Below are 13,138 nucleotides of genomic sequence, written 5' to 3'. Positions count from 1 at the left end.
GGGCGGAACCCTAAGTGGCCGTTACCTAAATAACGGATATGTACCCGGTCCAACTGTGTTGACTGTTAGGCCGCCTTCGCGAGCAAGCCCGCTCCCACAGTTGGAATGTGGGGTGTCAGATAGAGAAGTGTCGGCTGGTAGGCCGCCATCGCAGGCAAGCCAGCTCCCACAGAGAGATCGCGGGGTGTCAGGTAGATATGCATCGGCTGTCGGGCCGTCATCGCGAGCAAGCCAGCTCCCACTTTTTAATCCGCGTGTGTGTCAGCGGGATTCGCCGAGCAACAAGCCCTGCTCCCGCGCGCACAACTCCACCACATAATCCCACAACACCCGCAACCGCACCGACTTGTGCAGCTCCCGACGCGAGCTGATCCAATAGCTGCGCTGAATGCCCTCTGCCGGCAACAACGGCACCAACTCCCCATCCCCAGCCGCCATAAAACACGGTAACACTGCAATGCCCAACCCCGAACGCGCCGCCTGGTGCTGGGCGATCACGCTGGTGCTGTGGAACACCACCTTAGGGTTACGGCAGAAGCTGTTGAGTAACTTCAGCTCCTGGCTGAACAGCAGGTCATCGACGTAATCGATCCAGGCATGGGCAGCAAGGTCTTCACGCTTCTCGATAGGCGGGTTGCGCGCCAGATAGGCACGGCTGGCGTACAGCGCCAGGCGATAATCAGTGAGTTTGCGCGTCACCAATTGATCGGCGCTGGGGCGCTCCAGGTGGATGCTGATCTCCGCCTCGCGGTTGAGGATACTGACAAAACGCGGCACCGCGACCAGCTCCACCTCCAATCCTGGATAGCGTTCAAACAACCCGCCCATGCGCGCGGCCAAAAACATCACCCCCAGCCCTTCGGCCACGCCGAGGCGAATCTTGCCCAGGGGCGCAGCAGAATGGGTGAGCTCGTCTTCGGCCAACAGTGCCACGTTCTCCATGGCCTCCGCATGTTTGAGCAGCGCTTCGCCGGCAGGCGTCAATTCATAGCCCTGGGCATGTTGCACGAACAACGCCGTGCCGAGGCTTTTCTCGATGGCGTCGATATGCCGGGCCACGGTGGCATGCGTGGTTTTCAGGCGTTGGGCGGCGGTGAGCAGGCGGCCACTGCGCTGTAACTCGAGAAAAAACCGCAGGTCATTCCAGTCGAACATATCGCCTCCAGTGCCCGGGCCAGCCGCCGTTGTTTAAAAACGCACAGCGGGTGGGTAAAAACTAACATTTTTAAGACGAAAACTAACAACTAGGATGGGGCCAATAAGAAAAACAAGCGAGACCCCAGATGCCCAATGCAACTGCTGAATACGATTACATCGTCGTCGGCGCCGGCCCCGCCGGATGCCTGCTGGCCAATCGTCTGTCCGCCAACCCGGCTCACCGTGTGCTGCTGCTGGAAGCCGGTGGCCGCGACAACTACCCCTGGATCCATATCCCTGTCGGCTACCTGTTCTGCATCGGCAACCCACGCACCGACTGGTGCTTCAAGACCCAATCCCAAGCTGGCCTGCAAGGGCGCGCCTTGAGCTATCCACGGGGCAAAGTGCTGGGCGGCTGCTCGTCCATCAACGGCATGATCTATATGCGCGGCCAGGCCCAGGACTACGACGGCTGGGCGGCGGCGGGCAACGCGGGCTGGGCCTGGAAAGACGTACTGCCGCTGTTCAAACAGAGCGAAAACCATTTTGCCGGCGGCTCTGAATTCCACAACGAGGGCGGCGAGTGGCGCGTCGAGCAACAGCGCCTGTCGTGGCCGATCCTCGATGCGTTTCGTGAGGCGGCTGCCCAAAGCGGCATCGCCAATATCAATGATTTCAACCAGGGCGATAACGAGGGTTGCGGTTACTTCCAGGTCAACCAGAAAGCCGGTGTGCGCTGGAATGCGGCCAAGGCGTTTCTCAAGCCGATCCGCCACCGCCCCAACCTCACCGTGCTGACTGAGGTGGAAGTTGAGCGTGTGCTGCTGGAAAACGGTCGTGCCTCGCAGGTACTGGGGCGTCAACACGGCCAGTCGATGGGCTGGAAGGCGCGCAAGGAGATTGTGCTGTGCGCCGGCTCGGTGGGTTCGCCGGGGATTCTGCAACGTTCAGGGATCGGCCCTTCCCAGGTGCTCAAGCCGCTGGGTATCGACGTGGTGCACGAGCTGCCAGGTGTTGGTGGCAACCTGCAAGATCACCTGCAACTGCGCCTGATCTACAAACTGGAAAATGCCCGCACCCTGAACCAGATCGCCGGCACATTGTGGGGCAAGATGGGCATGGGCCTGCGCTACCTGTACGACCGCAGCGGCCCGCTGTCGATGGCGCCCAGCCAGCTCGGCGCGTTTGCCCGCTCCGGGCCGGAGCAGACCTCGGCCAACCTGCAATACCACGTGCAGCCACTGTCCCTGGAGCGCTTTGGCGAACCGTTGCACGGCTTCCCGGCATTTACTGCGTCGGTTTGCGACCTGCGCCCGCAAAGTCGCGGCCGGGTGGATATTCGTTCGGCCAACCCGGCGGATGCGCCGCTGATACAACCCAATTACCTCAGCCACCCCGAAGACTTGCGCATCGCCGCCGACGCCATTCGCCTGACCCGGCGCATCGTCGCCGCTCCGGCCCTGAGCCAGTTCAAACCGGTGGAATACCTGCCTGGCCAAGCCCTGCAAACTGAAGAACAACTGCACGAGGCCGCCGCTCGGATCGGCACCACGATTTTCCATCCGGTGGGCACCTGCCGCATGGGCGATGACAAGGACGCGGTGGTCGACAGCCAACTGCGCGTACACGGCATCCCCGGCCTGCGCATTGCCGATGCGTCGATCATGCCGCGCATCACCTCCGGCAATACCTGCTCACCCACGCTGATGATCGCGGAGAAAGCCGCGCAGCTCATCCTGTCACCCAACACTGTAGGCGCGAGCTTACTCGCGAAAAACCCACCAGCACCGCGCACTACAGGGTACCCCGCGTAATCGTTGACGTTGAAAAAATAGCGGCGCTGAGGTTGGCGCCGACAGTGGAACAACAATAAATAATCACTGTGAGGGACACCCGATGTCAGAACATGCTCAACCCCTGGGCTCGGCGGCCAGTGCAAGTACCGCCAACGAATCAAGAAAGGTCATCTTCGCCTCCTCCCTGGGGACGGTGTTCGAGTGGTATGACTTTTTCCTCTACGGCGCCCTGGCGGCGGTGATCAGCAAGCAGTTCTTTGCCGGGGTCAACGACACCACGGCGTTTATCTTTGCCTTGATGGCCTTTGCCGCAGGCTTTGTGGTGCGGCCATTCGGTGCGCTGGTGTTCGGCCGCCTGGGCGATATGATCGGGCGCAAGTACACCTTCCTCGTGACCATCATCCTGATGGGCGTGGCAACCTTCTGCGTCGGGTTGCTGCCGACCTACGCCAGCATCGGCATTGCCGCGCCGATCATCCTCATTGTGCTGCGCATGCTGCAGGGCCTGGCACTGGGCGGCGAATACGGTGGTGCCGCTACCTACGTGGCCGAGCATGCGCCACCGGGCAAGCGCGGGCTGCATACCAGCTGGATTCAATCCACCGCCACCCTCGGCCTGCTGCTGTCGCTGCTGGTGGTGCTGGCCTGCCGTTACTTCACCGGCGATCAGTTCGAAGTGTGGGGCTGGCGCATTCCGTTCCTGTTTTCCATCGTGCTGCTGGGCATCTCGACCTGGATCCGCATGAGCCTGCACGAGTCGCCCGCCTTCTTGAAAATGAAAGAAGAAGGCAAGGCGTGCAAGGCGCCGATTCGCGAGTCGTTCGGCAAGTGGGAAAACCTCAAGGTGGTGCTGATCGCCCTGTTCAGCATCAACGGCGGGCAGGCCGTGACCTTCTACGCGGCGCAGTTTTATGTGCTGTTCTTCCTCACCCAGTTCCTGCGCATGGACCCGGCCCTGGCCAATATGCTGTTGATCATCAGCGTGGTGATTGGCGCGCCGTTCTTTATCCTGTTTGGCTGGCTGTCGGACAAGGTCGGGCGCAAGCCGGTGCTGATGCTCGGCCTGCTGTTGGCGACCGCGCTGTACTTCCCGATCTTCAAGGGCCTGGCGCACTACACCAACCCGGCGATGGACCAGGCTAGCCAACAAGCGCCGATCACCGTACTGGCCGACCCGGCCACCTGCACCTTCCAGTTCGACCCAGTGGGCAAGGCCCGTTTTGACAGCCCGTGCGACAAGGTCAAGACCTTCCTGGTCAAACAGGGCCTGCCCTACAGCAGCGCCGCCGCCCCTGCGGGCAGCCCGGTGCAAGTGAGCGTGGGCGATGTGCGTATCGACGGTTTTGACGAAGCGGCCCTGCGTGGCGCCGTGGCCCTGGCCGGCTACCCGTCATCGGCGGATGTGGCCCAGGTCAACAAGCTGATGGTGGTGGTGCTGATCGTGGTGCTGATCTTCATCGCCGCCATGTGCTACGGGCCGTTGGCAGCGCTGATGGTGGAGCTGTTTCCGACGCGCATCCGCTACACCTCGATGTCCCTGCCCTACCACATCGGTAACGGCTGGTTTGGCGGGTTCCTGCCGACGGTATCGTTCGCCCTGGTGGTGTACACCGGCGATATTTTCTATGGGTTGTGGTACCCGGTGGTGGTGACGGGCGTGAGCCTGATCGTCGGGCTGTTCTGCCTTAAAGAAACCCGGCATGTGGATATCGAAAACAACTGATACCTCCCCCCTGTAGGAGCGAGCTTGCTCGCGAAGAACCTGAGCGCAACGCGGGGCACCAGGCGCCCCGCGTCATCATAACGACCTTCGCGAGCAAGCTCGCTCCTACAGCGGTGTGCGGCGCCCACACAAATTGCTGTACATCCATACAGATAATGGTTGCTCAAATCCCTTCAAATAAGCATCCTGCAAGGCATCAACCTGATCTGATGTGATGACCATGCGGCTGTACCTCTGTGAAAAACCCTCCCAGGCCAAGGATATCGCGGCCGTGCTCGGCGCCAGCCGCCGCGGCGATGGGTGCTGGCTGGGTCATGGAGTCACGGTCACCTGGTGCATCGGCCACTTGTTGGAAACCGCTCCGCCCGACGCTTACGACGCCAAGTACAAACGCTGGGTGCTGGCCGACCTGCCGATCGTTCCGGAAAAATGGAAGATGCTGGTCAAGCCCAAGACCGCCAGCCAATACAAGGCCGTCAAACGCTTGCTGGGGGAAGCCCAGGAACTGGTGATCGCCACCGACGCCGACCGTGAAGGCGAGATGATCGCCCGTGAACTGGTGGAGCATTGCCGCTACCGCGGGCCGATCCAGCGGCTGTGGCTGTCGGCACTCGACGACGCCTCCATTCGCAAGGCCCTGGCGGCGCTCAAACCCGGTGCAGAAACCTTCAGCCTGTATCACTCGGCCCTGGGGCGCTCGCGTGCCGACTGGCTGATCGGCATGAACATGAGCCGCCTGTTTACCCTGCTGGGGCGCCAATCCGGTTACCAAGGCGTGCTGCCGGTTGGCCGGGTGCAAACCCCGACCTTGCGCCTGGTGGTGGACCGTGATCGCAGCATCGCCGATTTCGTGCCGGTGGCCTATTGGGCCATCGATGTCGACCTGCACCACGAGCACATGACCTTCACCGCCCAATGGCGCGCCCCTGAGGATGCCTGTGACGACCAGGGCCGTTGCCTCAACCCGCAACTGGCGCGGGACGCCGCCGACGCCATGCTCAACGCCGCCACGGCGCGGCTGGTGAAACTGCGTACCGAACGCATGCGCGAGGTGGCGCCCCTGCCCTTCGACCTTGGCACCTTGCAGGAGATCTGTTCGAAGAAGCTTGGCCTGGGCGCCCAGGAAACCCTGGATATCGCCCAATCCCTGTACGAAACCCACAAGGCCATCACCTACCCGCGCAGCGATTGCGGTTACCTGCCGCTGAGCCAGCACAGTGAAGCGCCGAAGATCCTGGCGGCGCTGGGCCGTGCGGACACCGCGGTCAACGCGCTGATGCCGCACATCGACCCACAGCGCCGTTCGCGGGCTTGGAACGACGCGAAAGTCAGCGCCCACCACGGCATCATCCCCACAGGGGCCGGCAAGGACATCAGCCAACTGACCGGCAAGCACCGTGCGGTCTACACGCTGATTCGTGCGCGCTACCTGGCGCAGTTCCTGCCCAACCATGAATACGACCGCACCCAGGCCGATTTCGACTGTGCCGGCCAGGCGTTGCGCGCGGTGGGCAAAGTCATTATCGAACCGGGCTGGAAACGCGCCTTGCCCGAAGCGCTGGCCCCCGCCAAAGGTCGCGAAGCCCCCGCGCCCCAAGCATTGCCGACGCTGGTGCAGGGCCATGACTACGCCGTGGCCAAGGTCAACCTCAAGGACCTATGGACCCAGCCACCCAAGCCCTTTACCGAAGGCGACCTGATCAAGGCAATGAAAAACGTCGCCAAGCTGGTGGAGGACCCCTTGCTCAAGCAAAAACTCAAGGACACCACGGGCATCGGCACCGAGGCCACCCGCGCCGGGATTATCCAGGGCCTGCTGGACCGCGGCTACCTGGTGAAAAACGGCAAGGCCCTGTCGGCAACCCCGGCCGCGTTCAGCCTGATCGACGCGGTGCCCCGCGCCATCGCCGACCCCGGCACCACCGCCATCTGGGAACAGGCACTGGACATGGTGCAAAGCGGCGAAATGAGCCTGGAAGAATTCGTCGCCAAGCAAGCGGCGTGGATGAGCAAGCAAGTGGCGCGCTGCAACGGCATGCGCATGACCATCACTGGCCCCGCCAGCCCCGCAGGCCGAGGTGCAGCGCCGTGGAAAAAGAAACGCAAGGCCGCCCCGCGTAAGGCTGCTGCCAGCCCCAAGCGCGGGAAAAAACCGGCAAATGCCGGATAAATACCGAAAAAAACCGGCCCATGACGTTTTTCGACAGGTTTAACGCCGCATTGGCCCTTGCTCCGGCGGGTTCGGTCTAGGATTCTGTAGGGGATCTGGACTACCAACAACAACACCGGAGTGGCCGCCATGAAGACCGTTGCACAACTGCTCAAAGCCAAGGACCAGAAGAACCAGGACGTCCACACGATCAAATGGGACCACACCGTGTTTGAAGCGCTGGTGCGAATGTCCGAGAAAAACGTCGGTGCCTTGCCCGTGGTCAAGGATGGCGTAGTGGTCGGCATCATCAGTGAACGGGATTACGCGCGCAAAATCATGCTCAAGGGCCTCTCGTCGGTCACTACCAAGGTCCATGAGGTGATGAGCTCGCCGGTGATCACGGTGGATACTCACAAGAGTGTCGAGGAATGCATGAACATCATGACCGACAGTCACCTGCGCCACCTGCCCGTGGTCGAAGACGGCAAACTGCTGGGCCTGCTGTCCATCGGTGACTTGGTCAAGGAAGCCATTGCCGAACAAGCGGCCTTGATCCAGCAGCTGGAACAGTACATCCGCGGCGAATAGGGGGAACCCATGCTCGACACGCAGGACCATCAGGAAGACCACCTCGACACCCTGCACCGGGCCATGACCGGCCGGCATTTTCTGGTACTGACCGGCGCAGGGATCAGTACATCTTCGGGTATCCCGGATTACCGGGACGGTGAAGGTGTACGCCGGGGCAAGCCACCGATGATGTACCAGGAATTCCTCGCCACTCCAGAGGCGCGGCGCCGCTACTGGGCGCGGGCGATGCTGGGGTGGCCGCGGGTGCGCATTGCCCAGCCGAACAAGGCCCACCTTGCGCTCGCGACGCTGCAACACCGTGGCCATATCAGCGGGCTGATTACGCAGAACGTCGACACCCTGCATGACCAGGCCGGCAGCCAGGATGTGATCGAGCTGCATGGCAGTTTGCATCGGGTGCTGTGCCTGGATTGCCAACTGCGTAGCGAGCGCGATGTGATCCAGCGGCAGATGGAAGTCGATAACCCGCACATGGCACAGGTTCATGCGGTGCAAGCGCCGGATGGCGACACCTTGCTTGATCCCGCGTTTGAACAGCGCTTCCAGGTGCCCCGCTGCCCGCACTGCAATGGCGAACGGCTGAAACCGGATGTGGTGTTCTTTGGCGAAAACGTCGCACCGGCGACGGCGCTCAAGGCAATGACGGCGGTAGAGCATGCCGAAGGACTGTTGGTGGTGGGTTCGTCGCTGATGGCCTATTCGGCGTTTCGCCTATGCAAAGCGATGGTTGAACAGGGTAAGCCGGTGATTGCTATCAACCTGGGCAAGACGCGGGGGGATGAGCTGTTGCAGGTGAAAATTCAGGCGTCCTGTGAGCGACTACTGCCATTACTGGTCGACCAGCTCTCCCTGTAGGAGCGAGCTTGCTCGCGAAAATTGTCAACGATAACCGGGGCAACCTGACACCCCACGGCGAGCCCGAGTTTTTCGCGAGCAAGCTCGCTCCTACAAGGGTTGAGGCGCTCGACCATCACTTCCAAAAAATGACGCCCAAGTCACATTTTCTCGCATTCCCCCGTCCCCACGGCAATTTATGTAGTGAGCAAAAATAATCACTACATAACCGTTGACGTAACCTTTTTGTCCTTGCATGATCTAGACGTCTCTCGGATCGAGAGCGTTGGTAACAAGCGTTTTGAACAGGCTCGTCTGACCGCCGAGCTGTTTTTCTGGATGTGCACTGCCCACAAGGCAGATTGATGAAGCTGACCGGCCCCGAGAGGGACAGGTACAAGACGCTCAAACGCGGCTTGTCTTCGTAATCAAAGCATTGCGTAGCAGTCCATCAGCAAGACTACATGCATCAGCTACAAGACCCTGCCCGTATTCGGCAGCCCGTCGCTGACGCCCGGTTTTAGTAACCGGAGACAACTTAACTGGCATTAACGAATCAACTGATAGATCGCCAACTGGTCAAGGGGCTTACACATGAATCTGAACAACCAACCAACTATCGATGAATTGGCTGAGATGTTCGCAGCGCAGAAAGACACACTCGACGACCATATCCTGTGGATTGGCAAATCGGGCGAAGTGCAAATTGACTGCCTGGCGCCCCATACCGAAGAAGCCGAGTTTGACCGCAATAACCGTGAGCTCGCGGCGCGCCTGAAGATGTACCGCCGTGGCCAGGGTTATGTCGGCAAGAAAGCCGCGGCTGACCGCAACTTTATCGAACAGGTGTTTGACACACTTAACAATGCCTGGGCGTCTTTCAAAGACAGCTCGCAAGTTAAAGTGATCGACCGTTACTACTAAGTAGTACTTAATTGATGTGGGAGCTGGCTTGCCAGCTCCCACATTTGTATTTACTAGTTTAGAACGTTGGAAACCTGCCCTTCGCCGCTTCATCTCGAAAGATATCAAACAACACCTGCGCCGCTGCCGACAGTTCATGCCCCGGCTTGGTCAGCACCCCAATCGGCCGCTCGATCACCGGGCCGGTCAAGGTAATGCAACGGGCTCCCGCCTCCTCCATCTGCCTGGCGCATAACGCAGGCACCGCGCTAACTCCCAAACCGCTGGCAACCATCTTGCCCACCGTCGCCAATTGATGGCTTTCCAAGGCCACGGGCAATTTCATCTGCAAGGCCCCCAGGTGCTCTTCCAACATTACTCGCACGGTGGAAGGCCGTTGCAGGGTGATGAACGGCTGTTCCAATAGAGCTTTCCAGTCGATTTCAGCGCGCTGTGCCAAGGCTGAATCTCCCGGCACCACAGCCACAAAGCGGTCCAGGTACAGCGGCGTGAACGCCAATGACGAGCCATCTGATGGCTCGAACGCCACCCCCAACTCCACCTGACGGTCGCGCACCATCTCCAGCACTTGCTCATTGATCAGGTCATGCACCGTCACGTTCACCTGAGGGTAACGGGCGCGGAATATCTTCAGGATCGGCGGCAACAGGTTCCCTGCGAACGACGGCATGGCCGCCACCGTGACGCGGCCGCGTTGCAGGGTAAAACGCTGGCGCAGTTCGTCTTCGGCGTTGTCCCAATCGGCAATCAACCGGCGGGCCAGGGGCAACAGGGATTCACCTTCAGGGGTCAGCGCGACGTTACGGGTATTGCGGCTGAACAGGCGCCCGCCTAAACCTTCTTCCAGGCCCTTGATGGTCAAGCTCAACGCCGATTGGGAGAGGTGCAAACGCTCGCAGGCAGCGGCAAAACTCAGGCTTTGCGCAACAGCGAGAAAGGCACGCATCTGTTTGACGGTCATGGGCTGCTCCGGACGATGACTGGACTATGCTGTTTTCTAAATCAATCAACCTTAAAAAACAACTTAACAAATCAATCCACTGGCGCAACACTCAACTCACTGGCTGGACCACAAACAATAAAAGAGGTGCATATGGCAGGTTTCGATAAACGCGTGGCGTCCTATGAAGAAGCACTGGCAGGCCTGGAAGACGGCATGACCGTACTCTCCGGTGGTTTTGGCCTGTGTGGCATTCCGGAAAACCTCATTGGCGAAATCAAGCGCAAAGGCACCCGCGACCTGACGGTGGTCTCCAACAACTGTGGCGTCGATGGCTTTGGCCTGGGCGTGCTGCTGGAACAGAAGCAGATCAGCAAAGTGATCGCTTCCTACGTGGGTGAAAACGCCCTGTTCGAGAAGCAGCTGCTCAGCGGCGAGATTGAGGTGGTGCTCACGCCCCAAGGCACCCTGGCAGAGAAAATGCGCGCAGGCGGCGCCGGCATTCCGGCCTTCTTCACCGCCACCGGCGTCGGCACCCCCGTGGCCGAAGGCAAGGAAACCCGCGAGTTCAACGGTCGCCCGTATCTGATGGAAGAGTCCATCACCGGCGACTTTGCCATCGTCAAAGGCTGGAAAGCCGACCACTTCGGCAACGTCATCTACCGTCACACCGCCCAGAACTTCAACCCGCTGGCCGCCACCGCCGGCAAGATCACCGTGGTCGAAGTCGAGGAAATCGTCGAACCGGGCGAGCTGGACCCGGCGCAGATCCACACCCCTGGCATCTACGTCGACCGGATCATCTGCGGCACCTTCGAAAAGCGCATTGAACAGCGCACCGTCCGCAAATAATCCCCGTCCAGAACAATAAGAGGAAACAATCATGGCGCTTACCCGCGAACAAATGGCTCAACGCGTTGCCCGCGAGATGCAGGACGGTTACTACGTGAACCTCGGTATCGGCATTCCGACCCTGGTGGCCAACTACATCCCCGACGGCATGGAAGTGATGCTGCAATCGGAAAACGGCCTGCTGGGCATGGGCCCGTTCCCGACCGAAGACACCATCGACGCCGACATGATCAACGCCGGCAAGCAGACCGTCACCGCACGCATCGGCGCCTCGATCTTCTCTTCCGCCGAGTCGTTCGCGATGATTCGCGGTGGGCATGTCGACCTCACCGTACTCGGCGCATTCGAAGTAGACGTACAGGGCAACATCGCTTCGTGGATGATCCCCGGCAAGCTGGTCAAGGGCATGGGCGGTGCCATGGACCTGGTGGCTGGCGCAGAAAACATCATCGTGATCATGACTCACGCCTCCAAAGACGGTGAGTCCAAGTTGCTCAGCCAGTGCAGCCTGCCGCTGACCGGTGCCAACTGCATCAAGCGTGTGCTCACGGACCTGGCGTACCTGGAAATCGAAAATGGCGCTTTTGTCCTCAAGGAACGCGCACCTGGCGTCAGCGTTGAAGAGATTGTGAGCAAGACCGCCGGTAAACTGATCGTCCCGGACCACGTTCCAGAAATGCACTTCCAGTGAGGACAGATTCCATGCAAGACGTCGTGATTGTTGCTGCCACCCGCACCGCCGTGGGCAGCTTCCAAGGTTCGCTGGCGAACATTCCGGCCCCGGAACTGGGCGCCGCCGTGATCCGTCGCCTGCTGGAGCAAACCGGCCTGGACCCGGCGCAAGTGGATGAAGTGATCCTCGGCCAGGTGCTTACCGCTGGCAGCGGCCAGAACCCGGCGCGCCAGGCTTCGATCCTCGCCGGCCTGCCCCACGCCGTGCCGAGCCTGACCCTGAACAAGGTCTGCGGTTCGGGCCTCAAGGCTCTGCACCTGGGCGCCCAGGCCATTCGTTGCGGCGACGCCGAGGTGATCATTGCCGGTGGCATGGAGAACATGAGCCTGGCCCCGTATGTATTGCCTGCCGCGCGCACCGGTTTGCGCATGGGCCACGCGAAGATGATCGACAGCATGATCACCGACGGCCTGTGGGATGCGTTCAACGACTACCACATGGGCATCACCGCCGAGAACCTGGTGGACAAATACGGCATCAGCCGCGAAGCCCAGGACGCCTTTGCCGCCGCCTCCCAGCAAAAAGCCGCTGCTGCTATCGAAGCCGGGCGCTTTGCCGATGAGATCACACCGATCCTGATTCCCCAGCGCAAAGGCGACCCGGTGGCCTTCGCGGTGGACGAACAACCCCGCGCCGGCACCACCGCCGAATCCCTGGCCAAGCTCAAGCCTGCGTTCAAGAAAGACGGCAGCGTCACCGCCGGCAACGCCTCCAGCCTCAACGACGGCGCCGCCGCGGTGCTGCTGATGAGCGCCGCCAAAGCCAAGGCCCTCGGCCTGCCCGTACTGGCGCGTATCGCCAGCTACGCCAACGCGGGCGTCGACCCGGCGATCATGGGCATCGGCCCGGTCTCGGCCACCCGCCGCTGCCTGGACAAGGCCGGCTGGCAGTTGGCTGACCTGGACCTGATCGAAGCCAACGAAGCCTTCGCCGCACAATCCCTCGCGGTGGGCAAAGAGCTGGAATGGGACGCGCAGAAGGTCAACGTCAACGGTGGCGCCATCGCCATCGGTCACCCCATCGGGGCTTCAGGCTGCCGCGTGCTGGTGACCCTGCTGCATGAAATGATCAAGCGCGACGCCAAGAAAGGCTTGGCAACGCTGTGCATCGGCGGCGGCCAAGGCGTAGCCCTGGCGCTCGAGCGCAACTGACCTGTAGGAGCGAGCTTGCTCACGAAAAACGTCAAGGATAACGCAGCGTTCCTGATAGAACCTGTTGCCTATGAGTGCTTCGCGAGCAAGCTCGCTCCTACAGGTGAGACATAACGAGCAACACAGAAAAGGCCCGGCTCCACGAAAAGCCAGGCCTTTTCTTTTTCTCGTGTCCCCTGAAACAACTCGGTCAAAAGGTGGGAGCTGGCTTGCCTGCGAAGGCGGCCGTTCAATCGACACAGAAGTCGAACCTGCCCCCCACAGGTAACCACGATGCGAAGCGAGTCGCTTTTGATCTGCTTTTG

General features: G+C 60.8%; 11 protein-coding genes. 9 read left to right on the top strand and 2 right to left on the bottom strand.

Annotated elements, in window-relative coordinates:
- Window positions 1-261: 261 nt before the first annotated feature.
- Entirely contained in the window at window positions 262-1,155 is an 894-nt protein-coding gene (locus A7K61_RS28440) for a LysR family transcriptional regulator (protein WP_044273140.1), read from the bottom strand.
- Between the two features lie 128 nt (window positions 1,156-1,283).
- On the opposite strand from A7K61_RS28440, the gene A7K61_RS28435 reads away from it, so the two are divergent.
- The 6 genes from A7K61_RS28435 to A7K61_RS28410 all read left to right on the top strand — a co-directional run bounded on the left by A7K61_RS28435 (window position 1,284) and on the right by A7K61_RS28410 (window position 9,157).
- Window positions 1,284-2,951, top strand: coding sequence for a GMC family oxidoreductase (locus tag A7K61_RS28435; protein ID WP_069558843.1), 1,668 nt, complete (start codon window positions 1,284-1,286; stop codon window positions 2,949-2,951).
- An 82-nt stretch (window positions 2,952-3,033) separates the two neighbouring features.
- Window positions 3,034-4,656, top strand: coding sequence for an MFS transporter (locus A7K61_RS28430; RefSeq protein ID WP_032892452.1), 1,623 nt, complete (start codon window positions 3,034-3,036; stop codon window positions 4,654-4,656).
- A gap of 220 nt (window positions 4,657-4,876) precedes the next feature.
- Window positions 4,877-6,826 (top strand): DNA topoisomerase III, encoded by a 1,950-nt coding sequence (locus A7K61_RS28425; protein ID WP_069558844.1) that lies wholly within the window; start codon window positions 4,877-4,879, stop codon window positions 6,824-6,826.
- Between the two features lie 129 nt (window positions 6,827-6,955).
- Window positions 6,956-7,396: a CBS domain-containing protein gene (locus A7K61_RS28420; protein WP_047710523.1), complete on the top strand. Its 441-nt coding sequence runs from the start codon at window positions 6,956-6,958 to the stop codon at window positions 7,394-7,396.
- Window positions 7,397-7,405: 9 nt separating this feature from the next.
- Window positions 7,406-8,254, top strand: a complete 849-nt coding sequence (locus A7K61_RS28415) for an NAD-dependent protein deacetylase (RefSeq protein WP_069558842.1) — start codon at window positions 7,406-7,408, stop codon at window positions 8,252-8,254.
- A gap of 573 nt (window positions 8,255-8,827) precedes the next feature.
- Window positions 8,828-9,157, top strand: coding sequence for a hypothetical protein (locus A7K61_RS28410; protein WP_003190335.1), 330 nt, complete (start codon window positions 8,828-8,830; stop codon window positions 9,155-9,157).
- Between the two features lie 58 nt (window positions 9,158-9,215).
- On the opposite strand, the gene A7K61_RS28405 is transcribed toward A7K61_RS28410, so the two are convergent.
- Window positions 9,216-10,118: a LysR family transcriptional regulator gene (locus tag A7K61_RS28405; protein ID WP_044273135.1), complete on the bottom strand. Its 903-nt coding sequence runs from the start codon at window positions 10,116-10,118 to the stop codon at window positions 9,216-9,218.
- Window positions 10,119-10,250: 132 nt separating this feature from the next.
- On the opposite strand from A7K61_RS28405, the gene A7K61_RS28400 reads away from it, so the two are divergent.
- The 3 genes from A7K61_RS28400 to A7K61_RS28390 are packed head-to-tail and all read left to right on the top strand — an operon-like array spanning window position 10,251 to window position 12,833.
- A complete protein-coding gene (locus A7K61_RS28400) occupies window positions 10,251-10,949 on the top strand; it encodes a CoA transferase subunit A (protein WP_044273134.1) in 699 nt (232 codons plus the stop codon).
- Between the two features lie 31 nt (window positions 10,950-10,980).
- Window positions 10,981-11,640, top strand: a complete 660-nt coding sequence (locus tag A7K61_RS28395) for a CoA transferase subunit B (protein WP_003190327.1) — start codon at window positions 10,981-10,983, stop codon at window positions 11,638-11,640.
- A gap of 11 nt (window positions 11,641-11,651) precedes the next feature.
- Window positions 11,652-12,833 carry an acetyl-CoA C-acetyltransferase gene (locus A7K61_RS28390; protein ID WP_044273133.1) on the top strand — a complete coding sequence of 394 codons (1,182 nt, stop codon included), beginning with the start codon at window positions 11,652-11,654 and terminating at the stop codon, window positions 12,831-12,833.
- Window positions 12,834-13,138 lie beyond the last annotated feature (305 nt).

It is taken from the genome of Pseudomonas sp. AP42, from assembly GCF_001728935.1.
Classification (GTDB): domain Bacteria; phylum Pseudomonadota; class Gammaproteobacteria; order Pseudomonadales; family Pseudomonadaceae; genus Aquipseudomonas; species Aquipseudomonas lactis.
Note: the sequence above shows the minus strand (reverse complement) of the source record. Positions and strands in the feature narration are given on the sequence as shown.